This window comes from Chryseobacterium vrystaatense (assembly GCF_000737765.1).
Taxonomy (GTDB): Bacteria; Bacteroidota; Bacteroidia; order Flavobacteriales; family Weeksellaceae; genus Chryseobacterium; species Chryseobacterium vrystaatense.
The window spans coordinates 289,695-316,211 of record NZ_JPRI01000005.1 but is presented as its reverse complement, the minus strand read 5'-3'; the positions used below and the strand labels follow the sequence as shown (position 1 = coordinate 316,211).

Sequence of the window (26,517 nt, the reverse complement as noted above, 5' to 3'; positions counted from 1 at the left end):
ATAAAAACCTCCAATTTGGAGGTTTTATCACTTTTCCCACATGGGTTTATGTTTCAAAACGTCTTTATAAACCGGACAGCTTTCGTCATGGCATCCTTTTAAAAATCCAATGCTCATCAGAAATTCGTTGACAATTTCTCCACCGGTAAATTTGAATGTTTTTTTGAATATCTTCATCCATTCCTGTAATGTTTTCGGATGATGATGTTCCAGCCATTTTTCGAATGAACCGAATTCTTTTTGTAGTTCGATGATGGTTTTAGCGTTTTCGATCGCGGCGTTTACTTTTAATTTATTTCTGATGATTCCGGGATCACCCAAAAGTCGTTCACGGTCTTCTTCTGTATAAGCTGCTATTTTTTGAATATCAAAATTGTCGTACGCTTTTCTGAAACTTTCTTCTTTCTTTAAAATCGTTTCCCAGCTCAGGCCTGCCTGATTGATTTCAAGGATCAGTCTTCCAAAAAGTTCATTGTCATCATGGATTGGGAATCCGTAATGATTGTCGTGATAATTCTTATGCAGTTCTTTTCTGCTTTCGGGCTTCATGCCCTCGATTGCTAAACAATAACTCATTAAAATAATTTTTCTGTTTTGGTTAAAAAATGGTCTAAAGCTTCTTTAATGTCAATGCCCGTACGGTCTGCCAATACAGTCAGCCACCATATATTTTCACCTAATTTATGTTCAAGTTCTTCTCTGGAGTTTGATTTTGTCCATGTTTTTTCATGTGACATTACATTTCTTCCTACCAAACCTGCATCCGTAAGATAAGCTAATGCGTCCTGTTCTAAGGTCCACTCTTTACCGTTCTGTTGAATTTCCAGCTGATGATATTTTTCCCTTATTTGTAAAGAACGTTCTATGATTTTATCTAAATTATTTGTATCCATTATTCTACTTTTGAAGTGATTGTCTGTATTCATTCGGTGTGAACTGTGTTTTCTTTTTAAATAATTTACTGAATGACTGCGGATGTTCAAATCCTAATTGATAAGCTGTTTCAGAAACTGAAAATTGAGATTCAGAAAGATATTCTTTAGCCTTCTCTATCAGTTTATCATGAATATGCTGTTGTGCATTCTGCCCCGTGTGATGACGTAGCATATCGCTTAGATATCTTGGGGTAAGACTGAGCTGTGATGCTATATATTCTACAGTCGGAAGTCCTTTCAGCCCTTTCTCCCTATCGAAATAATCATTCAGCAGGTCCTCCATTTTCGACAGCAAATTATGATTCACCGCTTTTCTGGTAATAAACTGCCGGTTGTAAAAACGATTGCTGTAGGTCAGCAGTAATTCGATTTGAGAAATAATAACATCCTGGCTGAATACGTCTATCCGTTCATTCAGTTCATTCTGAATATTTTCGAAAACATCTATAATTGTTTTCTTCTCTTTTTCGGAAAGGTACAGGGCTTCGGCGGCGGCATAAGAAAAGAAACTGTATTCTTTTATTTTTTTCAGCAAAGGATATGGTCTTATAAAATCGGGATGAATATGTAAAGCCATTCCGCTGTAGTCAGCTTCTTCATCATCCATTTTAAGGGTCTGCCCGGGAGACACGAAAGACATTCCACCATTTTCAAAATCATAATACCCCTGTCCGTATCGAATTTTACCATGGAATGATGTTTTAAACGAAATTTTATAAAAATCCGATTTGGTCCCATTTTCAAAAATTTTAGGATCAAAGCGTGTTTCTCTGTAATCAATAATACTGATCAGAGGATGTAATGGCGCTGATATCCCCATCGCTGTATGCAAGGCAGATAAAGAACGAAAATGAATCGGCGATGGAATGGTTTTCATACTACAAATATAAGATGAGATTGTGACAACTGTTTGTCAGGAGGAGGAAATATCAATTTTGCTTCGCAACTCAGTAGTCAATTTTAAAAATGCACTTATAAAATTCACAAGCTCAACGGATTCACCATTGACCCTTCACTTATCTGTTCTTAAAATACAAAATCTGATTGTATTCTCTGCACCTGGGCTTCAGCTCCTGTTTCAGTTCTCTCATTATACAAAGCATTGGCATCTTTTCCTGCAATATACCTTAGCTGATCTGTACCATCCGTAGCTGCTTCATAAATAACCTGGGCAATATCTTCAGGTTTTGAATAATTTGCAATTTGTTCGGGACTGTATCCTTCCTGAACTTTAGCGATCAACTGCTGATAAGCTTCATGATATGCACCATCCAATGATCGTCCTGCAAAATCGGTCTGTATTCCTCCGGGAGCTACAATTTTAACTTTAACTCCAAATTGTGCCAGTTCGTAGCCCATAGATTCTGAAAAACCATCAACGGCAAATTTTGTAGCACTGTAAACAGAACATGTCGGAAAGCCTGTCAATCCAAAGCTCGACGTAATATTGATTAAAATACCTTCTTTTTTCAGTCTAAAATAAGGTGTAAAAGCTTTAGTAATACGTATGACTCCCATCAGATTGGTTTCAATCTGCGCTTTAATCTGTTCGTCGGTAAAAGCCTCCAAAGGTCCAACCAATCCATATCCAGCATTATTAAGGACAACATCTATTTCATGATTTTCCAGAATATCATCAATCGTTTCTTTTAGCTCTTTGGAGTCTGTCACATCAAGTTTTAAAACCGTTACGTTTTCCAATTGGGATAACTCTCTCTCATCTTCAGGTTTTCTCATGGTTGCCATCACATTCCATCCTTTGCTTTGAAATAGTTTGGCAGCAGTTTTTCCTAAACCTGATGAAGCACCTGTAATAAAAATTGTTTTTTGCATTGTATTAAATTTGATAGGGCAAAGTTCTTAAGTTGACAGGATTTAAAAGTAACCGGAATGAGTTTGTTTGTAGCTGTTTTGACGAACCATTATAATTGAGTAGTTTTGGGGAAAATAAATTACTGGGTTTTATGAAACAGCTACTACTATTTCTTTTTATAATGATATTCGGTGCTGTTCAGGCTCAGAATATTTATTCCAAATCTTATGGAAACCCTAAAGATCCGGCAGTGATCTTCATTCATGGCGGCCCCAGTGGAAATGCTACATTATTTGAAGGAACTACAGCCCAAAAGCTTGCAGATAAAGGGTTTTACGTCATTGTATACGACCGGCGCGGAGAAGGCAGATCTAAAGATGATCAGGCTTCCATGACTTTTAAAGAAAGTTTTGAAGACCTCAACCAGGTCTACTCTACCTACAGGATTAAAAAAGCAAATATCCTTGCCCATAGTTTCGGAGGAATCATAGGTACATTATTCACCAGACAGTTTCCGAAAAAAGTAAGTTCACTGACGCTTGCCGGCGCATTATTTTCCCAGCAGGAAACCTACGATCATATCCTAAAAGAGGCGAAAGAACAATTTAAAACCGATTCTTTACAACTTAAAAAGATTACCGAAATTGAAAGTTTAAACAAAAACTCCGCTGCTTACCGAAAAAGATGCTATGAAATAGCAAGTGAAATGAAATTCTTTACCATGCCTTCCCCAACTTCTGAGAGCAAGCAGCTAAGAACAGACTATGAAGCCGGTGAATTTTATCCCGTTAATTTCAGAAACGCCGAATCCCCTTTGAAATTTTACAAAAATGAACCGCGAAACAATCTTGATAATACTGCTGTTCTAAAAGAAATTAGAAAAAACGGCATTCCTATTTTTGCAGTCTACGGAAAAGATGACGGAATATTTTCGAAGAAACAGCTCAATGATATGAAAAATATTGTTGGAAATAATCATTTTAAGCTCATTGACAACTGCTCTCACTATCTTTTTGTTGACCAGCAGAATGAATTTTTGCAATTCATCAGTTTAAATCTAAAATAAAATGTAGTTTTGTAAAAATGCCAGCGCCTGAAATTCATATCAGAAACTTCAAAGCAATCGTTATGATGCTGATATTGACGTTTTCATTATCGCCATGTTCGCTGAAAAGAGATCTTCTTGATATTTTTGACATTCAGTATGTAAGTGCATTAAACAAAGTAAAGACAACAAATTCTGTTCAATCCTATACTTGCGACAGCGAAACTCAAGGTTCTTCATACAGAACTACTACTTCAAAAAGCAGTTTAAAATCTAAAGACAATAAATTTTTCACCACTGTAAACAGTACTCCGTATCCACAGAAAGGGAGTCCTGTTTCTCAGAATAATTATTCCGGACATTCTACAGGAAACAGTCCTCCGAAATATATCTTATTTAAAAGACTTAAATTACATTTGGCCTAGGTTGTCATCCCAACCAATTGTAAAAAAATCGTCTTTTAATCAATATAATTTCAATGAAACATACATCAGACAGCCGGTCTTACGATCTGGCCGGACTCTATACATTATCCCTCCGTCTTGTAATTGGATGGACTTACTTTTCAGCTTTCTGGAGAAGGCTTATTCTGGAAAACAAATTAACTCCGGATGAAGCCGGATATATCGGAGAAAAATTCAATCATTTCCTTCCCAATGCCTTAGGCATAAAACCTTTGATAGAGTATTTAGTTACTCATCCCGATGCCTTGCATACTTCTATGGTTACTTTTACTATCGTTGAAGCTGTTGTAGGACTGTTCATTATTTTAGGATTATTTACAAGATTTATGAGCATTGGAATCTTCGGTCTTGCAATGGGAATTCTTCTCGGTTCCGGCTGGATAGGAACCACCTGTCTTGATGAATGGCAGATTGGTGTTTTGGGAATCGCAGGGGGATTTGTTTTATTCCTTACCGGAAGCGGTCCATTTTCTGTAGATCATTATTTCATCAAGAAAAATAAAAACTTCATTCATAAAAAATGGTTTCTATGGCTTGGATCAGGTGTTCTTCCTTTATCAAAGCCTAAAACACTTGTCCTTGCAGGTTCTGCTTTTATATTCGGACTGACCTTGTACACCAATCAGTATTTCCATGGTGGAGTCTGGGGCACATTGCATAATAAGTCTGTAAAACCAAAGGTCGAAATTTCTAATGTTTCTCTTACCAGTTCAGATGTTACATTTGAAATTTACAGAACGCAGGGTGCCGATGTCTATGGTTCTTTTCTGATTGGCATTCAACTTCTTGATAACAATGAGAATATTATCAAAGCATTAGATCTCAAAGATCTTTCAAAATTTCCGAAAGAGAACATTAAAAATCATTACGTGGCCAAAGTGAAACCGGGAAAACACAGTCTGATAATTCCGTTAGGCTCAAAAGCTGATCTTACGCTTAATCTCAATGATATTCCTGCTCAAAAGGAAGAGATTCATACGATAAAACTGATTGATATCAGTGGTATTGAGTGGACTGCAAAGGTCAAGTAGAGAGTTGTGTCTTATTTGAATAGTGAATAAAAACACAACTTAGTGTACGTTTTAACTATGAGGAATATTTAAATTTTTAAGCGTATGACGACAAATGTTTCGATTTCGTTCGGTATGACCTAACATACTATTTATCAATGATTCTTTATCAATATCATGTTGAAGAGTGTCAGAACCATTCCACAAAAAAACCTCCGAAAAATTTCGGAGGTTTTGTATTGATTAAAAAAAATTTAGTGTACGCTACTTAAATCTATTTTTTCTTTACTTTTCCGTTCCTTTACTAATAGGATAAACGGAATACAAATTAAGAAGGCAATTCCTAAATAAAGGAAAACATCCATATAAGATAATACTGTTGCCTGCTTGGTAACGGTAAGATCCATCATTTTATAAGCAGCATTCATTGCAGCATCGGGAGTCATCCCTTTCGCCATAAAGCTTGCTTTTAATCCATTCAACCTCTGCTGGACATCAAAATCATTGGAATCTAAATGAGAAATCAAATTGACCCGGTATTTCTGACTGGCATTGGCTATAAATGTGGTAATGGCTGCAATCCCGAAAGATCCTCCCAACTGTCTCATCATTCCTGTAAATGCTGCTCCCTGGCCAATTTCCTGACCTTTCAATGTGCTTAATGATAGTGAGGTGATTGGAATAAATAACAATCCTAATCCAGCTCCTCTTACCATCAACATCCAGAAGAATGCTTCTTTACCGGTGTCCGGAGTTAGTATTTTATATCCCCAGAAACTATAAACGAAGAAAGTAAATAATCCTAAAGATACTAAGATCTGTTGTTTTACCCCTTTTGAAAGCAACTTACCAATAATAGGCATCATGAAAGCGGTTGTCAATGCAGCTGGAATCATTAATGCTCCGGATTCTAAGGCCGTCCATCCTAAAATACTCTGGGTATACAACGGAACAATAAACGTAGAACCATATAAACCAAATCCTAATACAAAGGACATGACGGTTCCAATCCTTAAATTACTGTTTTTTAAAACTCTCAGCTCTACAATCGGATATTTGAAAGTAAGTTCTCTCCAGAGGAATAATATAAATCCTAAAACTGCTGATACCGTAAACAGTACAATCCAGCCACTCGCAAACCAGTCTTCTTCATGCCCTCTTTCCAGGATATACTGTAATGAACCTACTGTAACTGCCAGTAAAGCAATTCCTAACCAGTCTACATCTGAAGCTTTACGTTTTTCAGAATATTTTGGACTTTTTATAAACTGTAAAGTCATTAAAGTGGCCGCAATCCCGATTGGAATATTAATATAGAAAATATATGGCCAGCTAAAATTGTCTACAATATACCCCCCCAGTGGCGGACCTAATGTTGGACCAATAATTACCCCCAAACCATAAATAGCCTGAGCCATACTTCTTTTTTCAACAGGATACGATTCCGTAATGATGGTTTGCGATGTTACCAGTAAGGCTCCACCTCCAATCCCCTGACACAGTCTGAAGAATACCAGCTCCCATATATTATCTGCATTACCGCATAGAAAAGAAAATACGGTAAAAATGATAATAGAAGCTGCAAAGTAATTTCTTCGTCCAAATTGTTGGGAAAGCCAGCTTGTCATCGGTACAATAATTACGTTACCAATGGCATATGCTGTAATTACCCATCCCACTTCAGAAAGTGTGGAACCAAGGTTACCTTTCATCTCGTTCAGGGCAACGTTCACAATCGTGGAATCCACAATTTCCAGCAAAGCACAAAGAATAGCCGTGATCGTAATGATCACTCTTCGGGCTCCATATTCTACTAATGAATCTTGCATAGTTTTTTACAATGTAAAAAGGTGAATTGTCAACGGTTAATCAACTTCATAGTCAATCTTCAACTTCATCGGATCATCAGCCATTGACTTGCCTCCGCAAAATTGACAATTCACTTATTTCACAGTTTTAATATTATTTAAGCGAAACTTCAGCTTTCACATTCATTCCTGTTCTCAGTTTTTTAGCAACGTTCGGGTCCAGTTTTACAAAATCTATTTTAACAGGAAGTCTTTGTACTACTTTTACGAAGTTACCACTTGCATTATCCGGAGGGAGAATGGAGAATGTAGAACCTGTCGCAGGAGAGAATGAACTTACTACGCCGTCAAATTCTGTATCAGGAAAAGCATCAATCTCAATTTTTACTTTCTGACCTTCTACCATTTTATCTACCTGAGTTTCTTTAAAGTTGGCAATCACCCACTTTTGATCATTCTTAACTAAACTGAACAGTTGAGATCCTGCCTGTAAGTACTGTCCTGCCTGAATTGGAACTTTTCCAACAAATCCGTCTTCAGGAGCAAGGATAATTGTGTAAGAAAGATTCAGTCTAGCATTTTCCACATCTACTTCTCTCTGTTTAGCGACTGAACCGGCGACACTGATCTGCTGAGAGCTTGCAGCCGTCTGAGAAGAAGCTACCGTAGTTTGCTGAGCGATTTGATTTCTCTGATCTACTAAAACCTGTAACTGTCTGTCTGCAGATTGCTTCGCTGCCAAAGCCTGCTCGTACTGCTGTTCTGTAATAGAATGATCCTTTACAAGAACAGAATATCTTTTGAGATCCTGATTGGTTTTCCAAACATTTACTTTAGCTGCTTCTATCTGAGCATTGGCAGTTGTAACCGCTGCTTCTGAAGTATTGATGCTCTTAGACGTTGCTGTCGTAGTAGCCTGTGCATTTGAAATATTGCTCTTTGCAGTCGTTAAAGCAGCTTCAGCCTGTACCAAAGCCATTTTTTGATCTCTGTTATCAAGTATAACAAGTGTATCACCTTTCTTTACGAACTGATTATCTTTTACTTTGATCTGCGTAACATAACCTGAAACTTTAGAAATTACAGGGCTCATGTTGGATGCGATTTGAGCATCATCTGTTTCTTCGTGAACCTGTCCGTAAGAATATGTTCTATAACCGTAAATCCCTCCTACCACAACGACAACCGCTAAAATGATCGGGAACACTAAACTCTTTTTCTTTTTAGGTTCTATTGCTGGTGTATTATTATTTTCCATTTTTGGTCTTAATCTTATTTAATTGTTAAAGTTCCTGTAGTTTGTAATAGTTTTCTGTAAGCCAGTGCGGCATCTGCTTTTGCATTAATAACCCCTACATTTGATGAGATCTGAGCTGCATCAGCGTCCAACAGTTCTGTCATTGTAGCCAGACCGTTATCGTATTTATTTTTTGTAATTCTGTAGTTTTCATTAGCCTGTTCAGCAGCTTTCTCATACACCGCAATTCTCTTTTTAGAATAATCCGTATTCTGATATTCTCTGTTGACGTCAAGCTTAATGTTATCATTCAATAATTCATCCGTTGCTGCCAATTGCTTTTCTCTTGCCTGAGACTGTCTCAGTGAAGAATTTTCTTTCCAGATATTGGACAGATTATAAGAAATCCCAACACCGAAATTAACTGCATTATAAAGGGTAAGCACCTTAGGAACGTCTGCTGCAACATATCCTCCGGTAAATGCTATTGAAGGAAGGTTTTCAGCTTTCGCAGATTTTGATCCCAGTTCTGCTGCTTTTCTCTGCTGAGCCAAAGCCTGTAAATCTTTACGGTTTTCTCTTGCTTCATTTACATAGTAAGCAACCGCTTTTACCTCAGAACCTTCATCAATATAATTTTGGTCTACTTCTATTTCCGTAGTTTCAGGAATACCTAGCAATAGGTCCATATTGATGTTGGCAATATTGTAATTGTTTTTAGCTTCCAGTAACTGCAGTTCGATGTTTGACGTCTGCAGGTTGGCTTTTAAACGGTCATTTCTTGCGATAACTCCATTGTTTTCAAGTTTAAGGAAAGTTTCATCCCTTTTTTGAGAAGCCGTAAGGTTTTCTTCTAAAACTTTAATGGACTGATTAGCTTTAAATAAATTATTGTAAGCCTGAGCAACGTTGTAAGCGATAGCTATCTTATCATTTTCTGTACTCAATTTTGATGCTTCCACCAAATATTTTGCAGACTGAATACCATATTTGATTCTTCCACCGCTGTAAATAGGAACACTAAGGTTAACTGATCCGTAAGCAACCTGATGTACATCCGGCCCTGCAGATCCTCCGCCAGATCCCGTGGAAATTTTCAGATCAATAGTCGGTTTAATAGGAAGATACATATAACTTCCTGAAACTTTCAATTCCGGAAGCTGTCTGTTTTTGGCTTCCAAAAGATCGGCCGTTGCTTCTTCGATTTTAGCGGCATCGATCTTAAGGTTTTTACTGTTCTGGATTCCCAGCTGCACGGCTTCGTCGAGAGTGAGCTGTTTTTTCTCCTGAGCATTTATGGCTGCAACTCCCATAAAAAGGGATAATGCCAACACCGAGTTATTTATTCTCTTCATAACCTAAAAGGTCTTTTAGTAAATATTTTATATGTTTATTAAGTTCTGTGTAATATTTTTCTTCAAAAACGGTATCGTCTTCTGTATCGTTTAAAAACTCTTTGTACATATCCTTGGCATTGGATGCATAGAATAAAGTTCCGCTTACCGTAGCATGAAGTAAATAAATTGGAGGATTCTTAGTGAAAATCCCTTTTTTAAGACCGCTTTCCAGCACCTGTGAATACATAGAAATAAAGCCCATTTTGGTCTGCTTGAGAAATTCCACAATCTGCGGGTTCTCTGTATAGAGCTGCTCCCGCTGCATGATCCTGTAAAAACATTTGTGATTCCTTACTCTTCCTGAAAACTGATCTACAATTCTTTCTATTTTCTGCCATTCATTGATATCCGTTCTTTCAAGAATATCTTTGGCAAAGAACTGCCCTTCACTTATTCTGTATTCCACAAGTTTCTCGTAAAGTTTTTCTTTGGATCCGAAATAATAAGAAATCATAGAGATATTTACATTCGCTGCTTTGGAAATTTCCCTGGTGGAAGTTCCTTCAAAACCTTTTTCGGCAAAAAGTTTCTCCGCGGCAAACAATATATTTTCTTCTTTTGAAACCATAGCTATTCTATTTTTCAGGGCGCAAATGTACATAAGATTTTAATAAAATCAAACGATTGATTGATTTTTTAATAATCTTTTAATATTAGCTAACATAAACACCTGAGAATTAATATGGTTGGATACGCATCGAATTTAAATACTGCAAATAAAATATTTCAACCTCCACAATAATGAGTGCATTCAGGCATTTTATATTAGCCAAAAACGGACAGAGCAGGTATATGCTTCAGTCTAGTGCATAAAAAATCCGGCTGATATGCCGGATCTCCTGCTTGTGATAAGACAGATCTTTTATTGGGTAACAATCATTTTTTTTGAATCAATTAATTTGCCGTCCGACTGAAGATTATAGATGTATGTTCCAGGTGTTAGCGTACGGGCTGAAATACTGATCTGCTTTTCCCCTTTTTTTACAGGAATAGACTTAAGCTGCCTTCCACCAAGATCATAAATCCCGATAGACCTATTTTCGCCTGCTGCATTAAATCTGATTACTGTTTCCTGACTAAACGGATTTGGAACATTTTGCTCGAGTGAAAATGATGACACAGAGATACTTTTATCCGACATCGTTCTTTTGGTTTCAGCAAATTCATTTATTTTAGCTTCAAGTGCTGCCATTCTTTCTTTGAGATCTTTTATTTCACTTTTCTGCTCTTTAACCTCATTCAGCAGGAGCGGAATAAATTCAATATAATTAAGGGCATAGTTTCCTTTTTCGTCAATAGTAACCAGATTGGGAAATTCCTTTTCCACTTCCTGAGCAATGAAACCAAAATGCAATTTTTGTGAATCAATACTACCTCCTTTCCCGCTTTTGGGCTTGAAAGTATACGAATATGATTCAATATTAAGCAGATTAGGGGACATCCTTTTCAAGGGTTTGATATCATCTTTCAGTCTTTTATCCGAAGTGACAATAAAAGCAGGGGCCTCGATATTATAGGACACGTGAAGACCACCTGCTAAAACAAGTTGACCTCCATCGCCATAAATCCATGCACCTGTAGAGCCGTTCCCATTAAGAAATCTTAAATGGGAGACCCCAGTTATAGAATTAACAGTGGTTCCATCACCGAAAAGACCGTCCGCACTGATGGTAACGCCCGAAGACCTTATATTTCCGTCTTTATCATTATACATTATACGGGTTTGATTCAAGGTATTCGACAGGGAACGAAGTCCAAAAACACCATCCTTACTTAACCAGTTAAGTAATACTGGCTGTGAATTTAAGAGACTGTAATTCTGGTTATACACTTCGCTAATATTTATTACATTAGGACCACTTCTTGTGTATCCATGGTTTATTTTAAAAGCCGAAACAGATGGTCCACTGATTATATCCAGCTTAGAAGCCGGTGCCGTATTACCTATTCCTACATTACCGGTAGTTGTAGTACCTGTCCAAACACTTTGGGCAGAAACGGAAAAAATAACCCCGGAAAAGAATAATATACATAAAGAAGTCCTGATTGGTTTCATAAAATATCTTGTTTTAATGGTTGGTTGTTATTTAGAATAATAAGATCGTTATACCATATAAATATACAGTGCCATCAAGATTCTAGCGACCACCAATAAGTAAGTGTATACACTTCACCAATAAATGAAACAATAGGGAAATAAGTGTAAATAGTATGTTGTCACCAACAATCAGAATACGGTAACATATGAAAGTCCGGAATAAATCCAAACTTTTTCTTTAAAGGATATTGTAAAAAAATAGCCTGTTGTAATTCTTTTCTGAATTATGAACTCTTGTGAATGTAACGTGATAATTTTATTCCAAGATCGGTCCAGACAATTTTAGGATTACCATTTCGGGTAAGATGCAGATCTGCCGTATTGATTTCTTCTAAAATACTTTCAATATTGGCACCACTGATAAATTTTGAAAATCCAGCCCAGTTGAAACCGTCTGCATCAATTTTTTTATAAACCAGATTTTCAGACTGATAGTTCTGAAGAAGGGCGAGTCTGAAAATTTCAGAACAGTAATTCAGAAAATTTTTCTGTTTTTCTCTGTTCCAGCCAGCAATTTCTCTGGCCCACAATATGATACTTCTAAGAAACTGAGGTTTCTTTTTCACCATAAATGCATCCCGAACCCACTGTATAAACAGTTTTTCGAATTCGTCACTTTTATGTCCGGAGTTTAAAATCCTGAGCGCATCATTGAGATCTCCCTGTGCTTCGTGAACGATCTCCCTGACCTTTTCCTGCGAAGCAGAAGTGTTTTTTTTGAGATAGCCTTCCAGGTCCTCATCAGTGATTCTTGGGACTTCTACAATCTGCGTTCTGGAAAGAATGGTAGGAAGAATATCATCGGCCGTTTCAGCCGTAAGGAGAATAAGGGTTTTTGCCGGTGGCTCTTCCAGAAATTTCAGAAATTTGTTGGCTGCTGCGACATTCATTTTATCTGCTCTCCAAACGATCAGAATTTTTGTTCCACCTTCAAAACTCTTTAAGGCAAACTTTTGATTCTGGTCGTCAATTTCATCTGCAGAAATAAAAAGCTGTTTGTTTTCAGATTCCAAAAAAGCAGTCCAGTCATCATAACTTGAATAAGGAGAAGCCATGATCATTTCTCTGAAATCTTCAAATTTATTTTTACTTAAAGAATTTTTGTTATCGGTAAAAACGGGGAAACTGAAATGCAGGTCAAGATGGTTAAGATGCTCTACTTTCGAAGCAGCGTGTTGGTTTTCCTGGTTAAAGATCTCTTTGGCATAGGCCAATACCATTGGAAATGTACCATATCCCTCTTTTCCCAAAAAAAGCTGGGCATGGCTCACTCTGTTTTCAGCAATGCTTTCCCGAAGAAGTTTTTTCAGGTTTTCCTGTCCGGCAATATTCTCCCAATTCATGTTCCAAAGATAAAAAAACTGAAGAAGAATCAGACGTTAAATTTTAGAATAAATATCAATAATCAATTCTGTTATGCATGTGAATCATCAACTGATCTCACTATAAAAGAGAATAATTACCCTACTGTCGAATGATAAATTTTTCTATCCAGGTAGATGACAGGTTCAATTGTACTGGAAAATCAGCCATTTCATACTTAGGGCTTACCTGCGAGTATTCACTTTTCATTATTCAGTTCAGGTGTTTCATTAATAAATCTTCAAAAAACCCTGTCAATTCAAGCCTTAACAAACTTTAACCACATATAATTTTTACAATTCATTAATATTTAAGATATTTGCGCATTGTTTTAAAAATAAAGAATGAAAAAAATCTTTGCCGTATCATTCATATCAGTTGGATACTTCCTAAATGCACAGAGTATAAGTAACTCGCCCTATGCAACTTATGGAATTGGAGATGTAAAATATGATAATACGATTGAAACTGCCTCTATGGGTGGTATATCTACTGCTTATATCAGTGATTTCACGAGCAGCTTCAATTTCGCAAACCCTGCGAATAACTCTAATTTCGAGCTTACAAGCATTAAGCTGGAAGCTACCAACGAAAACAATTACTTCAAAACAAATTATAATAATACGAAGTCTACCAAGCACTCAACGTATCTTTCTAATATTGCACTGGCTTTTCCTTTGTCTCAAAAGGTCAAGATGGGACTATCCTATCAGCCATACAGTTCTAAGAGCTATGATATTAAAAACAGAACTGTACTGGAGGATGACAGTTATTATGAAAACCGTTTCAAAGGAAGCGGAACTTTGAATACTGCACAAGTAGCTGTTTCTTATAAGATCGACCAAAACTTCGCGGTAGGTTTGAGAGCCAATCTTTACTTTGGAAATCTATACGATCTGAACGAGCTTGTCAGTTATGAGAAGGACGGAACACCAAAGGCTGAGTACATCAATGGATACGAAACTAAAAACAGTATCAAAAACTTTAACTTCACTCTTGGAGGAAGCTACCAGAGCCTTAACACCCGTACAGATAAAAAGTTGACCATTGGAGCAACTGCTACATTTGGAAACACGAGCAATATGACTACTGATTACACCAACAGTACCTATATATACGCTGATAATTTACAAACGTCTAAAGCACCCAATTCTATATCTGTGATAGAGCAAAAAAGTACAAGCTCTAAAAACCTTCTTCCACTACAGGCATCTTTAGGAGTTGGTTATGGAAGTGAAAATCATTGGTTTGTATCGGGACAGCTTGACTATAAAAAAGGAGAAGATATTTCGTATTTTGGAAAGACTTTTGATTTCCAGGATACCTACAGAATCTCTGCCGGAGGATGGTATCTTCCGAATTACAACAACTTCAGAAATTATTTCTCAAGAGTAGTCTACAGATACGGAGCATTCTACGAAAGAGGAAATCTTAAAATAGACGGAAACAGTATTAATAAGTTTGGGATCTCTGCAGGTGTATTGCTGCCATTCAAAACAAGCAGTATTACCAGAATGAGTGGTCTTGAACTTGGTGTAGAAGTAGGAAAAAGAGGAACTCTTAATAACAACCTGATCAATCAGAACTTCATCAACTTAAGAGTCGGCTTCAATTTTGCAGACAGATGGTTTAGAAAGTCTCTGTACAACTAAAATGAATTTTTTAAATAAAATATCATATAAAAATATAGCATGCCTTTTTAGTTGTGCTATATTTTTTGTATTAACATCCTGTGAAGAAGATCTTACAAAAACTAACGGAAGCAAAAGTAAAAACTTTCCTTCACAGATTATCAATAATGCCAATATTATCCAGCGAGACTCAGGCTTTATAACCTTAAAAGCCAAAGCTCCAATTATTGAAAAATATCTATTGATCGACAGTCCTTATACTGTCGCAAGAAAAGGAATCAGTATAGAATTTTTTGATAAAAAGAAGCCTAAAGTACCTGGTAAGATCACAGCCAAATATGCCCGTATTTTTGAATATAAAAAGTTTTACGAAGCAAAAGGCAACGTAAGGATTACCACCAATGAAGGACAGCGATTTGCAATGCAGAGTATTTACTGGGATCAGAAAAAAAGGAACATCTATACCAAAGATACGGTATACGTTACCATGGAAGATGGATCTACCCTTGTAGGTGCCAATGGCATGACCGCCAAAGACGATTTTTCAGAATATACTTTCTTCAATAATTCGGGAGATTTTAGTACCAAGAGACTTGAAGAAAAAAAAACACCGCAATAATATGAGGGTTCAGGCTATTGGACTCATGTCCGGAACCAGTCTGGACGGTCTGGATATATGTTTTGTTGCTTTTGAAAAACAGGACAGATGGAATTTTCAGATCCTGAAAGCAGAAACCCTTCCCTATCCTGAAAAATGGGTAGAAAAACTCAGGAACTCTATCCACCTTTCTTCAGAAGAATTACTTGAGCTTCATTCGGAATATGGCTTTTACCTCGGCCAAAGTGTTAAGGAATTTATTGATCATCATGATCTGCAAAATATTGACCTGATTGCTTCACATGGTCATACCGTTTTTCATCAGCCTAAAAGAAAATTTACGCTTCAGATTGGAGACGGAAGAGCAATTAAATTAGAAACAGGTTTTCCTGTGATTTATGATTTCAGAAGTCAGGATGTACTGATGGGAGGAAACGGCGCCCCTTTAGTACCAATAGGAGACGAACTCCTATTCTCTCGATATGATGCCTGCCTCAACCTTGGAGGATTTTCAAACATCTCTCTAAAGCACAACGATAAAAGAATAGCATTTGACATTTCCCCGGTTAATATTGTACTGAATAGACTTGCGCAGAAATTCAATAAAAATTTTGACGAAAACGGTCAGTTAGCCAGAACAGGTAAGATCGACAACGATTTGTTGGACAAACTCAATTCTTTAGATTTTTACAGTCAACCTCATCCTAAATCTTTAGGAATTGAATGGTGTTGCGAATGTGTTTTTCCTTTATTTGAAAATATTGAAACGGCTGATGCTATGGCCACTTTTACGGAACATGTGGCTCACCAGATATCTCATATCATTAATACGAACAGTTTAAGAGATGTTCTCTGTACAGGTGGTGGTACTTACAATACCTTTCTTATAGAGAAAATCAAAGAAAAAACTGAATCAGAAATAATTATCCCAGAAAAAGAAATCATTGATTATAAAGAGGCTCTGATATTTGCCTTGATGGGTGTTTTAAGAATAAATAACGAGATCAATATTTTTTCTTCTGCAACTGGCAGTACAAAAGACCACAGCTCAGGAGTAATTGCATAAAAAACTCATTGATTTTTCTGTCAAAAAGAATAATTTATTCTAAGATAAACTCTTCCAAATCTTTTAGAAAACGTTCGTCCATACTACCTTTTACATTATAATCTTTGGGAGATGGATTTATTGATCCGTTTATAAAGAGATGATTTAACTGGGGATATAATTTAAAAACAGCATATTCACTATTCTTTAATTGGTTTTGCCACAGATTAAAATCTTTTTCAGTTACTTGATAATCTCTTCCTCCCTGTCCGAAAAACATGGGAATATGAATGCTTTTCAAATAGTCAAAAGTATTATAATCTAATAAATACTTCCAATAATTTGCAGACAAACCAAACGGCAGATCTGAATTTTTGGATGACAGATTGAATTTTTTTGAATTTAAAAAATCTACCTGTTTTTTTGTTGTCTGGATAGTTTCTGCGGAAACATTTGATGGATCTATTTTATTGAGGTATTGTAACTGTTCAACAATAATATCTTGTAAAGGCCTTGCATTTGCAGCTAAAAAAACAAGTTTTGATACTTCAGGGGTTTTCTGGTAAATTTTAGGAAGTAAATACCCTCCAAAGCTGTGTCCCAAAAGGATTATTTTATAATTTTTATACTGTTCATCATTGACAAAGAAATTAAATACATTTACGACATCATTAATCGTTTCTTGTTCTACTGTTGAATTGTCACTGAACGTTTCCGGATTACTAAGCGTTCGTTTATCATATCTATACGAAGCGATCCCATTATTCAAAAGATATTCTGCAATATTTTTAAAAGGTTTATTCTCTCCAACTGTCTCATCTCTATCATTTGGACCTGATCCATGAATAAATATCACTAATTTCTTTTTATCATTTTCTTTTGGTACCAGCAAAGTACCTTTTAACATTATGCTTTCGCTTTTAATATTAAATGAATTTAAAAGATCTTCATTTTTACCAAATTCTTTATGCGGAACGAAAAAGAAACCTATGATTTGACTCTTATCATCAAAAGCAATTTGGATATCCAGTTTCGCTTTTTCAAATTCTGAGTAATAAAAATAAATATTTTTATTTTCGTTATTGACTTCAATAACATTTTTAAACTTTCCCAACTGCCCTTCAATCTGTTCTACTGTCTGCTGCAAAACAGGTAAAGATATTTGAGTTTTCATTTCTTCACTAAAGAAACTGTACGCAGAATTAAATTCCTTTTTTACTAAAAGTAAATTAATAAACTCAGCACCTTTTTCTTTTTGCTGAGAAAAAAAAAGAACTGGAAAAAATAGGGCAAACAACAGTAATCTCATATATCCTAATATTTTTTTATGTTAACTTTATTATCGAAAAAAATATTTAATTTTTCTTGTAAATAACTTTCATCCAATTGACTTCCTATTAAATAGTTCTTACCATCCTTTAAAAGAAATAGAATCCCCCTATTACCTTTAACATTATAAGCTGTGGTATTATTTCTTCCATACCTCAATCCCCAACCTCCAAAGTCAGAAATTGGACTGTAGTCTACTATATTAATTTCTCCAATCTCTTCTTTTCTGAAAATCTTTCTTCTAAAAAACGGAAAAAAAGAAATAGAAACGCCTTCTTTGTCAATTGAGTACGCTAAAGTAATAAATACAAGGAACAAAATCACAATACCCATGATTAGCAATGGAATCAAATTAGATATTGACATCTCTTCATAAAAGTTTTTTATAGCAAAAATCAACAATAATAAAAGGGGTATCCAAATAAACAACTGATTAAATTTTTGCTTTTCTTTTAGAATAACTTCCATATTTCTTTAAATTAAATTGTTCATTTTTAGGATAAAAATATAAAACCAAACACCCAAACATTGCAAAAAAGCCCACCAGACCAAAAGTAACTACACTATTTTCCTTTTTCCTCTTTTGCAACCGATAGCATAAGAGATTACGGTCAGGAGTAATTGCATAAAAAAACCTCCATTTCTGAAGGTATTTTTTATATTATTTATAAGCTTCTATCTTATCTGTCAGTGTATTGATAAAATTCTGAAGTGGTTTTTCCACCATCATTTTAATAAAAGGATTAAACTTCCCCTCAAAAAGCATCTGAACTTCAGTCTGATTTTCACTGATAGGGTTTAAAGTAGCTGTTAATGTAAAGTCAAGGCTTGAACTAGCTGACTTCAAAACAGCTTTCTGCTCATCCACTTCATCTATTTTAAGAGCGATTTCCGGCATTCCCTGAAGACCGAATTTGAACCCATTATCTCTTGTTTCAAATTTCTGAAGACCGTCCGGCATAAAATCTTTATAGTTTTCAGGCGATTTCAATAATTCAGACAAGTCTTTAGATGATTTATTGACAATAATTTTTCGTCCTTCTAAATTCATTTTTTATTTTTGTATTTAAATTCTTAATTCTTACAAATGTATAAAGTTTTTGTGAACGAAAAAAAATTATTAGTGTCTAAGCATCCTGAGAATCTTGAAAAAGACCTAAGGTTTGAAAGTTTCACTACTTTAGAGATTGCATTAGATCTTTTGGAAAATACTTCAGTGAAAGAGCTGAATGTTTTCGGTGAGAATATTGAAGAGATCTGGAAAGAGTTCCAAAAGCTTTTCAGGATTATAGAAGCAGCCGGAGGCCTTGTGAGTAATCCTCAGGGGGAGCTTCTTTTTATTAAAAGATTAGGCAAATGGGATCTTCCAAAAGGTAAGATGGAAAAAGGTGAATCGCGTGAAGAATCAGCTGTAAGAGAGATTGAAGAAGAAACAGGTCTTCAGGATGTGGAGCTGGTAGAGTTCATCAACACCACTTACCATATTTACATCGAAAGAAACGGCGAAAAGATCCTTAAATGCACCCATTGGTTTGAAATGAACTACGATGGTGAAGATACTTCAAAACCTCAAATTGAAGAAGGAATCACTGAAGTAGCCTGGAAAAACACCACCCAGATTGAGGAGGAAGTTTTCCCAAGTACTTTCCAAAATATTAAGCTTATTGTAAAAGATTTCTGGAATTTAAAGCTTAAATAAACTCTATTGATTTTTCAAGTGCAATTCCCCTTGATCCTTTTAACAAAATATTTTCAGAATGAATTTTATTCTGCTGAAGGTATTCTATCAGTTCCACAGTATTGTCAAATGACAATGCTGAAGGATTGACTGATTTAAAATAATTCCCTACGGTAATGATTTGGTCAAAGCCTAATTCCTGGGCAAGCTTCAGAATACTTTGATGTTCTTTCTCGCTTTCCACTCCCAATTCAAGCATATCCCCTATAATGATAGTCTTACTGCCTTCAAAAGCAACAAAGTTACTTAGTGAAGCTGTCATCGAACTTGGATTAGCATTATAAGTATCCAGTACCAATGTTCTCCCTTCTTTTTTCACTACCTGCGAACGCATATTGGTGGGGGTATAGTTTTCAATGGCATGCTTTATCTTATCAGGACCTATCCCGAAATACAGGCCGAAAGTTGCTGCCGCACAGAGATTCGTAAAGTTATATTCTCCTGTAAGTTTCGAAACAGTTTTCAGTCCCTGAAATTCCAATCCTACAAAATGATCTTCCGAAAGCAAACCGAATTGATAATCGGAGCCTTCTTTTCCGAAAGTTATTTTTGGGGTGTAGTTTTCTGTTTTTTCTGTCTGAACAGGATCATTTTCGTTGACAATAATTGTGTGATGATGATTCTTAAGGTAATCATAAAGTTCGGATTTTCCTTTGATCACTCCTTCAAATCCCCCGAAGCCTTCCAAATGAGCCTTACCAAAGTTGGTAATATATCCAAAATCAGGTTGTGAAATATGACACAGAAGTTCTATTTCTTTCTGGTGATTGGCTCCCATTTCTATGACAGCCATTTCGTGCTCAGGTGTGATGGAAAGAATAGTTAATGGAACCCCAATATGATTATTTAAATTTCCATAGGTATATTGAACGTTGAATTTTTCCGAAAGAACGGCATGGATCAGTTCTTTAGTCGTTGTTTTCCCATTGCTTCCCGTAAGTCCGATCACAGGGATCTTGAGCTGATTTCTGTGGTGGATTGCAAGTTCCTGCAAAAATTCCAGGGTAGAAGAAACATAGAAAATATTTTTATCTTTATTTTCAAATTCCCGCTGTTCCACAATTACCGCCAAAGCTCCTTCATCAGCAGCTTTTTCTGCAAAAGTTGCCGCATTGAAGTTATCACCGGAAAAGGCAAAGAAAATATCATTCTTACCAACTTTTCTGCTGTCGATCGTTACTTTATCAGACTTTAAAAATAAAGGATAAAACTGTTCTGTATTCATAGTTCAAAAATAAAAAAACCTTCCGGAAATCCGGAAGGTTTTTTATAAGTATTTTGATAATATTATCTTCTAGTTCTGCTCTTATCGCTAACTCTAGCATCCTGTGCAACACGGAAGCCAATCCAACCGTAAGCTTTGCCTTGATTTTTGTATCTTCTTTGTCCCGGATCCAACCAATATGCTGTATCCTGCCAAGAACCACCTTTCACAACTCTTACGTCATTAGACATTGCTGATGTTCTGTCTTTAGTATCTTTTTGAAGTTTTACTCTTCCACCTGCATCTACGATAAATCTCTTTTGAGGAGAATTGTACATATCATATGAAGCAGCTGAGTCAGAAGCTCTATAGTATTCCAAAGAAGACTGTCTGTCCCCGTCTCTATAGTTTCTGTAGTCACCGATAGTTTCTCTTTCAAACTGTCCGGGAAGTCCTCTGTATACTAATCTTCCGTCGGCTAACGTATCATATTTGATCGTTCCTTCGTCAATCATCTTGTAAGTTCCGTCACCGTTTCTTACAACAGCCTGAGGCATATTTCCTCTGTAGTAGTTGAAATCACTGAAATCTTCATCAATGATAGGTCTGTACACGTCAGCCGTCCACTCAGAAACGTTTCCGTACATTCCATAGATTCCAAGATCATTAGATGGGTATTGTCTTACATCTGCAGTTTGTGCAGATCCGTCATTTTTCCATCCTGCGATACCTGAATAGTCACCTGTTCCCATTTTGAAGTTTTCAAGGAACATTCCTTTATCTCTTCCTTTGGTTCCTCTTAATCTTTCGATTTCAGGCTTTTTACCTTTGTATTGGTTATATTCTCTGTTTTTAGCCATACCAAGAGCTGCATATTCCCATTCAACTTCGGTCGGAAGTCTGAACTTCTGAACCATTGAAGAGTTTGGTGCTCTGTTTGCAGAAAGAAGTCTCTGGTTGGTTGTTTTCATACCAGATTTTTGCTGCATTCTTTTCTCGTTGATATACCCTTGCATTTCCGGATCATTCGCTTTGAATTTATCCATATTGAATGCAGTTCCTCCCTGATTATTGGATTCGTTGATGTACAAATCCTTAGCAATAACTCCGGCCTGCATCAAAGCTTTTTCATTTGCTCTGTCTGTAAGCCATTCACAGTATCTGTTTGCCTGAGTCCAGGAAACTCCTACTACCGGGTAGTAATCGAATTCTGGAGAGCGCAGATAAGTTTCATTATAATCGTTTCTAGCTAGTTTGTTGTCCCATAAGAGAGTATCTGGCAAAGCGCCGTTATAGATCTCCCTAAAGCTAGGGTCACTTGGTGGAAATACGTACTTCAACCATGTCAGGTATTCGCGGTATTCGTAGTTAGTAATTTCTGTTTCTCCGATAAAGAATGAACTTACCTGCATTCTGCGCGGCGTGTTATTCCAATCATGCATAACATCATCTTTCACTAATCCCATTGTAAAAGTTCCACCTTCTACATATACCATTCCTGGCCACCCCTTCTGTTTTTGTTGCTTTCCTGCAAAAAACCAACCTTGTTTTTCGTTTGGTTTCCAACCCGTCTTGCTGACAAATTTTTTAGTACCGCCTCCTTTGCTGGTCCCGGATCCGCCACAGCTGGTTAATGCAAGTGTAGAACTTAATGCTATTAATGAAAACAACTTTAGTTTTTTCATAGTCGATATAAATATTTTCAAAGTACAAAGAAAAAATAAATTATTCAATAAATCAAGTAAACATTTGATTTTTTTGAAAAACGTTAACAAATTAATTTTATTGTATCACAATTTAATTCTAAAATTTTCATTTTATTTGTAATTCGGAAATTTCAATAACAGACATGAAACAAAAAATCACCTTTTTATTACTATTCTCTTTTGTATCAACACTTTGGGCCCAGAGAAAAGCCATAGAATGGGAAGGCTCTAAAATCCTGGATTTTGGTGACACTAAATTAAATCTTCCAAATTTCAAAAATGAAGGTTTTTCGTTCAGCCAAAATAATGTTTTTATCATCACCAAACAAAAAATTGGAGAAAAGCAACTAAAAGTTTCTGATCTCGCCTGGGAAAGTGTTTCCAGTAAAGATTTATATGATCTTGACAAAGGAAGACTGGCTGATCATGATATTACAGGTATTACCTATTATACTTTTGAAGGAGAAAGATATGCCAGCATTAATGTGTCCTTATTCAAGAATGTAAAAGGAAGCGTTCAAAGACTTTCATCTTTTACTATTTCTGAAGCTTCGGCTCCCAACACTTTAAGATCAGGAACAGCCAATAAAGTAGGAAGCACAGCCAACCCTCTTGCAAGCGGTGGTTTTTACAAAATTAAAGTAGACAGGTCCGGGGTATTTAAAATTACCTCACAATTTCTAAAAGACAACGGCATCAATCCTGCCTCTGTCAATCCGAAAAACTTTAGAATTTATGGAAATGGGGGGGTGATGCTTCCTGAACATAATCAGGATACAAAATACAGCGCGCTGCAGGAAAATGCTATTCAGGTAGTGGGTGAAGAAGACAATGTATGGAACGATGGAGATTATGCTCTGTTTTATGCTCAGGGACCCAATGGATATAATCTCTATAATAACTCAAACGGAAGCGGCTATAAAAGACAAGAAACAAGAATCGACAACAGTAACAATTTAAAAAATATCTACGACGATTTTTCTTACTATTTTATCAACTTCGATAAAGGTCCTGGTAAAAGAGTACAGCCTGTGGATGCTAATCTTCCGGCAGGCAACTTGATTACAAGGTATGATAATTATCAGGTGATCAACAACGATCAGAAGAATCTTTTAAAAGTAGGAAGAATCTGGGTAGAAGACGCACCTTTTATAACAGATAAAACCATTACGTTTACGACTAACTCACCTATACAGGCTAATGATGTCATAAGATACAGAACGCAGGTTGTAGGTTTCAAAGCACAGAACAATACCGTTGAATTCAAAATCAACAATCAGGCCTCATCTATAAAGAATGTTCCCAGTAACATTCAGGGTTACGCATATGATTTTTATCTGCTGAACTACAACGGAACCCAATCAAACCTGAACGGAAATCAGATTACCTTAACTTACAGCCCTAATATATCTCTTAATCCTAATGGAGTTTTCCACTTTGATTATGCAGAAGTTCAGTACAAAGATAATCTGGCCTTCAATGGTTCTCAAATGAGTTTCAGAGATTTCTCTATTGCAAGTGGCTCGAATACAGGTTATGGATTCAGTGTTTCCAATGCTGTAAACCTTGAACAGGTATGGGATGTAACGGATATTACGAATGCCAACAGAAGAGTAAACAAAGCAGGTGCCGGAAATTTTAATTTCGGTTATATCGCTGCTGATCCAAATTTCAATAATGAATTTGTGGCATTCCGTGCAGATGCTGCTTACAACCCACAGTTTGTAGAAAGAGTGGCAAACCAAAATCTTTCGGGACTTCAGAATGTAGATTACCTGATCATTACTGTTCCTGAAATGATGAGCCAGGCACAGAGACTGGCCAGTTATCACCAAACCAAAAATAACTATACTGTAGAGATCGTTGATACCAATAAGATCTATAATGAATTTGGAAGTGGAAGCAGAGACCTTACGGCAATCAGAGATTTCGTAACCAAACTCAGTAATTCAGGAAGACTTAAATATGTATTTATACTAGGTGATGCATCGTTTGATTATAAAAACAGAATCTCCGGTAACAACAATATTGTTTCCAGCTACGAAAGTGAGCAGTCTGCAGACTTTGTTGGCTCGTTTGTGACAGACGATTATATTGTAATGACACAGCCACAGACAGCAGGTCAGATAGACCATAACCTTCCTGATATTCCTGTAGGAAGAATTCCTGCAGCGAATGTGACCGAAGCAGGGAATATGATAAACAAAACCCTGGCGTATTACAATGCTCTTCCGGGACAGTCTTCTCCTTTCGGAGAATGGCGTATGAAACTCGATTTCATCGTAGATAATGATAAAGAAGGCAACGGTCCTTTCCATGATGTAATGAACACAACGCTTGCCAGTGTTTTTGAACAGCCCGGCCAGCAGGACCTGAAAGAATATAATGTAAGAAAACTATATCTGGATGCCTTCCCTATGCAAAGTACCGCAGGAGGACAAAGATTCCCACAGGTGAATCAGGCTATCGCCAATGATATCGGAAACAGTCTCTATCTGTTCTATTTCGGACATGGAGGAATTAACGGATGGGCACAGGAGAGAGTATTGACCAGTACAGAGATTCAAAATTCTAACAATTTTTCCAATGTCTACAGTAGATTTCCTTTTGTATCTACAATCACTTGTGAGTTTACATTATGGGATGAGCCCGGAACTTCATCTGCCGGAGAGCAGTTTATTAAACTCAAGCAAGGAGGTGCAGCTGCAATGATCACATCAAGCCGTGCCATTGCTGTAGATTACGGACGTGCATTTACAGACACGTATACCAAGAATATTTTCAAGCTAACCAATGATGATTTTGAAACATTAGGATATGCCCATTTAAATGCTAAAAAAGAAAAAGGAGCTAATGCCGACCACTTAAAGGTAAACTTCCTGGGAGATCCTGCTATGAAACTGAGCAGACCTCAAAGACAGCTTGTGATCGATAACATTGAATCGCCGGTTCCAGGATTGATCAGAGGATTAGATTTCATTAAAGTAAAAGGCCACGTCAACAATCCTAACGGAACATTGAATGCGACTTTCAACGGAAGAGTTTCTATCCATATTTTTGATAAGAGATTAAATAAAAAGACTTTGGATAATGGTGGAATTTTAGGTTCAGTATTAGACTACACAGAAGAAGGAAGTGCCATTGTAAAAGCTTCAGGAACTGCTGTAAACGGAGTTTTCACTGTAGAATTCTACGTTCCGAAAGACATCAACTATGCGGTAGGACAGGGAAGAATACTTGGATATGCAGACAACAAAGGAGCAGATGTATTTAACAACCAGGCTGTGCAGGTAGGAGATATCAACCCGAACGGGATCAATGACAATGAACCTCCAAAAGTAAAACTGTATATGAATAATACCAATTTTGCTGACGGTGGGATCACAAACCAAAACCCTATGCTTTTAGCATGCCTTACGGACGATACGGGGATCAACTCCACCGGATCAGGGGTAGGCCATGATATTACGGTTTATCTTGACGGCCAGATTATCAACACGGTTGTTCTGAATGACTTCTTTGCTTCAGGTGAAGGAAACGGATGTTTAAACCCAAGTCTTGCCGACTACCAGAAAGGGAATGTGACCTACCCTTTCAGAAACCTTGCTATAGGACAGCATCAATTGACGTTTAAAGTTTGGGACATAAACAATAATTCGACAACTGCTACGTTAAACTTTGAAGTTAAGGATGAATCCGACCAACACCTGATCATTAACAGACCGTTGAACTGGCCGAATCCATTTACCAATAAAACGTACGTCCAGTTCGAACATAACTGCGATGATATTTTAGATGTAAATGTTCAGATTTATACAATAACAGGAAAATTAGTAAGAACATTATCTCAACCTGTAGTTGCAGAACCGTTCCTACAGGGCTTTAGAACGCCACGTCAGGCAATAGAATGGGACGGAAGAGATGATTTTGGGGCAACTGTTGCAAAAGGTACGTATATTTTTAAGATATTTGCAAAAAGTCAAAACCAAGAAAAATGCAAAGGAAGTGCCACAGCTGTAGAAAAAATGGTACTTTTGAAATAAATTAAACAATACATAGATAACAATATTTATAAAAAACTGATAATATATAAAAGA

At 36.5% G+C, this 26,517-nt stretch carries 23 protein-coding genes; 8 read left to right on the top strand and 15 right to left on the bottom strand.

What is annotated here, in order from left to right; genetic code table 11:
* Positions 1-27: 27 nt before the first annotated feature.
* The 4 genes from IW16_RS15635 to IW16_RS15620 form a co-directional block, all read right to left on the bottom strand.
* Positions 28-576 (bottom strand): DNA-3-methyladenine glycosylase I, encoded by a 549-nt coding sequence (locus tag IW16_RS15635; RefSeq protein ID WP_034746159.1) that lies wholly within the window; start codon positions 574-576, stop codon positions 28-30.
* Positions 576-893 carry a MazG-like protein gene (locus IW16_RS15630; RefSeq protein ID WP_034746345.1) on the bottom strand — a complete coding sequence of 106 codons (318 nt, stop codon included), beginning with the start codon at positions 891-893 and terminating at the stop codon, positions 576-578. The genes IW16_RS15635 and IW16_RS15630 overlap by 1 nt, the downstream gene beginning before the upstream one ends.
* Before the next feature lie 4 nt (positions 894-897).
* The gene (locus IW16_RS15625; protein ID WP_034746155.1) at positions 898-1,812 is read right to left on the bottom strand and encodes a helix-turn-helix domain-containing protein; all 915 of its coding nucleotides are present in this window, start codon (positions 1,810-1,812) and stop codon (positions 898-900) included.
* A gap of 149 nt (positions 1,813-1,961) precedes the next feature.
* Positions 1,962-2,768, bottom strand: a complete 807-nt coding sequence (locus IW16_RS15620; RefSeq protein WP_034746153.1) for an SDR family oxidoreductase — start codon at positions 2,766-2,768, stop codon at positions 1,962-1,964.
* A 131-nt stretch (positions 2,769-2,899) separates the two neighbouring features.
* Between IW16_RS15620 and IW16_RS15615 the strand changes: the two genes are divergently transcribed.
* The 3 genes from IW16_RS15615 to IW16_RS15605 are packed head-to-tail and all read left to right on the top strand — an operon-like array spanning position 2,900 to position 5,288.
* Entirely contained in the window at positions 2,900-3,814 is a 915-nt protein-coding gene (locus IW16_RS15615; RefSeq protein WP_034746342.1) for an alpha/beta hydrolase, read from the top strand.
* A 17-nt stretch (positions 3,815-3,831) separates the two neighbouring features.
* The gene (locus IW16_RS15610) at positions 3,832-4,218 is read left to right on the top strand and encodes a hypothetical protein (RefSeq protein ID WP_034746150.1); all 387 of its coding nucleotides are present in this window, start codon (positions 3,832-3,834) and stop codon (positions 4,216-4,218) included.
* A gap of 53 nt (positions 4,219-4,271) precedes the next feature.
* A complete protein-coding gene (locus tag IW16_RS15605; protein WP_034746148.1) occupies positions 4,272-5,288 on the top strand; it encodes a TQO small subunit DoxD in 1,017 nt (338 codons plus the stop codon).
* A 233-nt stretch (positions 5,289-5,521) separates the two neighbouring features.
* Here IW16_RS15605 and IW16_RS15600 read toward each other — a convergent pair whose 3' ends face one another.
* The 6 genes from IW16_RS15600 to IW16_RS15575 form a co-directional block, all read right to left on the bottom strand.
* Entirely contained in the window at positions 5,522-7,096 is a 1,575-nt protein-coding gene (locus tag IW16_RS15600; RefSeq protein ID WP_034746146.1) for a DHA2 family efflux MFS transporter permease subunit, read from the bottom strand.
* Positions 7,097-7,229: 133 nt separating this feature from the next.
* Positions 7,230-8,333: an HlyD family secretion protein gene (locus IW16_RS15595; RefSeq protein ID WP_034746144.1), complete on the bottom strand. Its 1,104-nt coding sequence runs from the start codon at positions 8,331-8,333 to the stop codon at positions 7,230-7,232.
* A gap of 14 nt (positions 8,334-8,347) precedes the next feature.
* Positions 8,348-9,667 (bottom strand): TolC family protein, encoded by a 1,320-nt coding sequence (locus IW16_RS15590; protein WP_034746142.1) that lies wholly within the window; start codon positions 9,665-9,667, stop codon positions 8,348-8,350.
* Positions 9,651-10,277, bottom strand: a complete 627-nt coding sequence (locus IW16_RS15585) for a TetR/AcrR family transcriptional regulator (RefSeq protein ID WP_034746139.1) — start codon at positions 10,275-10,277, stop codon at positions 9,651-9,653. Before IW16_RS15585 ends, IW16_RS15590 begins: the two co-directional genes overlap by 17 nt.
* A 294-nt stretch (positions 10,278-10,571) precedes the next feature.
* On the bottom strand, positions 10,572-11,765 hold the full coding sequence (locus IW16_RS15580) for a tail fiber domain-containing protein (RefSeq protein WP_034746136.1): 1,194 nt from the start codon (positions 11,763-11,765) through the stop codon (positions 10,572-10,574).
* A gap of 266 nt (positions 11,766-12,031) precedes the next feature.
* Positions 12,032-13,150 (bottom strand): DNA polymerase III subunit, encoded by a 1,119-nt coding sequence (locus tag IW16_RS15575; RefSeq protein ID WP_034746134.1) that lies wholly within the window; start codon positions 13,148-13,150, stop codon positions 12,032-12,034.
* Positions 13,151-13,513: 363 nt separating this feature from the next.
* Here IW16_RS15575 and IW16_RS15570 point away from each other — a divergent pair, with 363 nt between their 5' ends.
* From IW16_RS15570 to IW16_RS15560, 3 genes are read left to right on the top strand one after another with little or no spacing between them, the layout of a single operon-like run.
* Positions 13,514-14,821 carry a membrane protein gene (locus IW16_RS15570; protein WP_034746131.1) on the top strand — a complete coding sequence of 436 codons (1,308 nt, stop codon included), beginning with the start codon at positions 13,514-13,516 and terminating at the stop codon, positions 14,819-14,821.
* Between the two features lies 1 nt (position 14,822).
* On the top strand, positions 14,823-15,419 hold the full coding sequence (gene lptC, locus IW16_RS15565; protein WP_034746128.1) for an LPS export ABC transporter periplasmic protein LptC: 597 nt from the start codon (positions 14,823-14,825) through the stop codon (positions 15,417-15,419).
* A 1-nt stretch (position 15,420) separates the two neighbouring features.
* Positions 15,421-16,464 carry an anhydro-N-acetylmuramic acid kinase gene (locus IW16_RS15560; RefSeq protein ID WP_034746125.1) on the top strand — a complete coding sequence of 348 codons (1,044 nt, stop codon included), beginning with the start codon at positions 15,421-15,423 and terminating at the stop codon, positions 16,462-16,464.
* 34 nt (positions 16,465-16,498) lie between these two features.
* Here IW16_RS15560 and IW16_RS15555 read toward each other — a convergent pair whose 3' ends face one another.
* The 3 genes from IW16_RS15555 to IW16_RS15545 all read right to left on the bottom strand — a co-directional run bounded on the left by IW16_RS15555 (position 16,499) and on the right by IW16_RS15545 (position 18,823).
* Complete coding sequence (locus IW16_RS15555) at positions 16,499-17,752, bottom strand: DUF3887 domain-containing protein (RefSeq protein ID WP_034746122.1); 1,254 nt, start codon at positions 17,750-17,752, stop codon at positions 16,499-16,501.
* Between the two features lie 5 nt (positions 17,753-17,757).
* Entirely contained in the window at positions 17,758-18,240 is a 483-nt protein-coding gene (locus tag IW16_RS15550) for a hypothetical protein (RefSeq protein WP_051890334.1), read from the bottom strand.
* Between the two features lie 193 nt (positions 18,241-18,433).
* Positions 18,434-18,823 carry a hypothetical protein gene (locus IW16_RS15545; RefSeq protein ID WP_034746120.1) on the bottom strand — a complete coding sequence of 130 codons (390 nt, stop codon included), beginning with the start codon at positions 18,821-18,823 and terminating at the stop codon, positions 18,434-18,436.
* A gap of 36 nt (positions 18,824-18,859) precedes the next feature.
* Between IW16_RS15545 and IW16_RS15540 the strand changes: the two genes are divergently transcribed.
* Complete coding sequence (locus IW16_RS15540; RefSeq protein ID WP_034746117.1) at positions 18,860-19,471, top strand: NUDIX hydrolase; 612 nt, start codon at positions 18,860-18,862, stop codon at positions 19,469-19,471.
* Here IW16_RS15540 and IW16_RS15535 read toward each other — a convergent pair.
* Both IW16_RS15535 and gldJ read right to left on the bottom strand, forming a co-directional pair.
* Positions 19,464-20,735 (bottom strand): UDP-N-acetylmuramoyl-tripeptide--D-alanyl-D-alanine ligase, encoded by a 1,272-nt coding sequence (locus tag IW16_RS15535; protein WP_034746115.1) that lies wholly within the window; start codon positions 20,733-20,735, stop codon positions 19,464-19,466. The two genes, IW16_RS15540 and IW16_RS15535, sit on opposite strands and share 8 nt — an antisense overlap.
* Positions 20,736-20,797: 62 nt before the next feature.
* The gene (gene gldJ, locus IW16_RS15530) at positions 20,798-22,399 is read right to left on the bottom strand and encodes a gliding motility lipoprotein GldJ (protein ID WP_034746112.1); all 1,602 of its coding nucleotides are present in this window, start codon (positions 22,397-22,399) and stop codon (positions 20,798-20,800) included.
* Positions 22,400-22,563: 164 nt separating this feature from the next.
* Between gldJ and porU the strand changes: the two genes are divergently transcribed.
* Positions 22,564-26,463: a type IX secretion system sortase PorU gene (porU, locus tag IW16_RS15525; RefSeq protein ID WP_034746109.1), complete on the top strand. Its 3,900-nt coding sequence runs from the start codon at positions 22,564-22,566 to the stop codon at positions 26,461-26,463.
* Positions 26,464-26,517: the final 54 nt, after the last annotated feature.

What these genes read in the sequence shown, in the direction of transcription:
- IW16_RS15635 (WP_034746159.1), bottom strand. Translation starts at nt 576, where the DNA reads ATGAGTTATTGTTTAGCAATCGAGGGCATGAAGCCCGAAAGCAGAAAA.
- IW16_RS15630 (WP_034746345.1), bottom strand. Translation starts at nt 893, where the DNA reads ATGGATACAAATAATTTAGATAAAATCATAGAACGTTCTTTACAAATA.
- IW16_RS15625 (WP_034746155.1), bottom strand. Translation starts at nt 1,812, where the DNA reads ATGAAAACCATTCCATCGCCGATTCATTTTCGTTCTTTATCTGCCTTG.
- IW16_RS15620 (WP_034746153.1), bottom strand. Translation starts at nt 2,768, where the DNA reads ATGCAAAAAACAATTTTTATTACAGGTGCTTCATCAGGTTTAGGAAAA.
- IW16_RS15615 (WP_034746342.1), top strand. Translation starts at nt 2,900, where the DNA reads ATGAAACAGCTACTACTATTTCTTTTTATAATGATATTCGGTGCTGTT.
- IW16_RS15610 (WP_034746150.1), top strand. Translation starts at nt 3,832, where the DNA reads ATGCCAGCGCCTGAAATTCATATCAGAAACTTCAAAGCAATCGTTATG.
- IW16_RS15605 (WP_034746148.1), top strand. Translation starts at nt 4,272, where the DNA reads ATGAAACATACATCAGACAGCCGGTCTTACGATCTGGCCGGACTCTAT.
- IW16_RS15600 (WP_034746146.1), bottom strand. Translation starts at nt 7,096, where the DNA reads ATGCAAGATTCATTAGTAGAATATGGAGCCCGAAGAGTGATCATTACG.
- IW16_RS15595 (WP_034746144.1), bottom strand. Translation starts at nt 8,333, where the DNA reads ATGGAAAATAATAATACACCAGCAATAGAACCTAAAAAGAAAAAGAGT.
- IW16_RS15590 (WP_034746142.1), bottom strand. Translation starts at nt 9,667, where the DNA reads ATGAAGAGAATAAATAACTCGGTGTTGGCATTATCCCTTTTTATGGGA.
- IW16_RS15585 (WP_034746139.1), bottom strand. Translation starts at nt 10,277, where the DNA reads ATGGTTTCAAAAGAAGAAAATATATTGTTTGCCGCGGAGAAACTTTTT.
- IW16_RS15580 (WP_034746136.1), bottom strand. Translation starts at nt 11,765, where the DNA reads ATGAAACCAATCAGGACTTCTTTATGTATATTATTCTTTTCCGGGGTT.
- IW16_RS15575 (WP_034746134.1), bottom strand. Translation starts at nt 13,150, where the DNA reads ATGAATTGGGAGAATATTGCCGGACAGGAAAACCTGAAAAAACTTCTT.
- IW16_RS15570 (WP_034746131.1), top strand. Translation starts at nt 13,514, where the DNA reads ATGAAAAAAATCTTTGCCGTATCATTCATATCAGTTGGATACTTCCTA.
- lptC (WP_034746128.1), top strand. Translation starts at nt 14,823, where the DNA reads ATGAATTTTTTAAATAAAATATCATATAAAAATATAGCATGCCTTTTT.
- IW16_RS15560 (WP_034746125.1), top strand. Translation starts at nt 15,421, where the DNA reads ATGAGGGTTCAGGCTATTGGACTCATGTCCGGAACCAGTCTGGACGGT.
- IW16_RS15555 (WP_034746122.1), bottom strand. Translation starts at nt 17,752, where the DNA reads ATGAGATTACTGTTGTTTGCCCTATTTTTTCCAGTTCTTTTTTTTTCT.
- IW16_RS15550 (WP_051890334.1), bottom strand. Translation starts at nt 18,240, where the DNA reads ATGGAAGTTATTCTAAAAGAAAAGCAAAAATTTAATCAGTTGTTTATT.
- IW16_RS15545 (WP_034746120.1), bottom strand. Translation starts at nt 18,823, where the DNA reads ATGAATTTAGAAGGACGAAAAATTATTGTCAATAAATCATCTAAAGAC.
- IW16_RS15540 (WP_034746117.1), top strand. Translation starts at nt 18,860, where the DNA reads ATGTATAAAGTTTTTGTGAACGAAAAAAAATTATTAGTGTCTAAGCAT.
- IW16_RS15535 (WP_034746115.1), bottom strand. Translation starts at nt 20,735, where the DNA reads ATGAATACAGAACAGTTTTATCCTTTATTTTTAAAGTCTGATAAAGTA.
- gldJ (WP_034746112.1), bottom strand. Translation starts at nt 22,399, where the DNA reads ATGAAAAAACTAAAGTTGTTTTCATTAATAGCATTAAGTTCTACACTT.
- porU (WP_034746109.1), top strand. Translation starts at nt 22,564, where the DNA reads ATGAAACAAAAAATCACCTTTTTATTACTATTCTCTTTTGTATCAACA.